Origin of the sequence: Asanoa sp. NPDC050611 (assembly GCF_040654855.1) — a bacterium.
Classification (GTDB): Bacteria; Actinomycetota; Actinomycetes; order Mycobacteriales; family Micromonosporaceae; genus Asanoa.
The window spans coordinates 1-1,246 of the sequence record NZ_JBFAIU010000694.1; the positions used below are offsets into that span (position 1 = coordinate 1).

1 protein-coding gene is annotated in these 1,246 nt (G+C 73.0%); it reads left to right on the forward strand.

Translation table 11 applies throughout. The features are described from left to right. Nucleotides 1-421 precede the first annotated feature (421 nt). On the forward strand, nucleotides 422-1,246 hold an 825-nt coding region (locus AB0H87_RS41885; RefSeq protein WP_360159460.1), incomplete at its 3' end, for a serine/threonine-protein kinase.

Consider the following 1,246-nt stretch of genomic DNA (forward strand, 5'->3'; position numbering starts at 1 on the left):
GTCACCGGGTACGGCGAGGCCCAGCGCATGATCCAGTTCAAGGAGAAGTCCCGCCGCCAGGATCGCACCGATCGCGATCAGGAAGATACTTGCTCCGATACCCACGCCGGGCCTCCTTGTTGTCGAGTGCCGCGGCCAGGTTGTTACCCCTGCCCGCCGGAGCCGCAAACCCGCAGCGTGTGACACGCGCACCGGGTCGGGCGCTGAACAGGCGGTGGGGCTGGGAACCCACCGGACGGCCGGGACGGAACCCAACTCCATCCGGGTGCCGCAACCCGTCCCGGTCGTTCGAAACAGTGCGTAGCGTCGCGGTGGCCGTCCGCGTCACACCGTTCGGTCCGGTTCCGCATTTCCCGCAAGATGATCAACATCCGCCGGGCGGGCACGCATGCCCGGCGCCGTCCTGGGTACGGCTGAGGACATGTTCACGCCCGGGCTGCTGGTCGACGACCGCTACCGCCTCGACGCGCCGATCGCCGACGGCGGCATGGGTGCGGTGTGGGGCGCCACCGACACCGTCCTCGGTCGCGGGGTCGCCGTCAAGCTGCTGCACGGGATGGTGGACGACACCGCCCGGGCGCGCTTCCGCAGCGAGGCGCGGGCGATGGCCGCCCTGCGCCATCCCGGCGTCGCGGACGTCTACGACTACGGCGAGACCGAGCTGCCCGACGGCACCAGCGTCGCGTACATCGCGATGGCCCGCGTCGACGGCGAGCCGCTGTCCCGCCGGATCGCCTCCGCGGGGAGCCTCGACGCCGCCGAGACGCGGTCCGTCGTCGCCCAGGCCGCGCGGGCACTGCAGGCCGTGCACGACGCGGGAGTCGTCCACCGCGACGTCAAGCCGAGCAACATGATCGTCGAGCCGGACGGCACGGTCGTGCTCATCGACTTCGGCGTCGCGGTCACCGCCGGCGCGGCCGCCCAGACGCGGGCCGACGAGGTGGTGGGCACCGCGCTCTACATGGCTCCGGAGCAGGTGACCAAGGACGAGCTGACCCCGGCCACCGACATCTACGCGCTGGGTGCCGTCGCCTACCACTGCCTGACCGGTGCGCCGCCGTTCGCGGGTGGCAACGCCGTCACCGTGGCGCTGCGCCACCTCCAGGACGACCCGCCACCGCTGCCCGCCGAGGTGCCGGCCGCGCTGCGCCACGTCGTCGAGACCGCGCTGGCCAAGGACCCGGCGGGCCGGTTCCCCAGCGCGGCCGCGATGGCCCCCGTTGGCGCCGTAGAAGGCCAGCCGGCC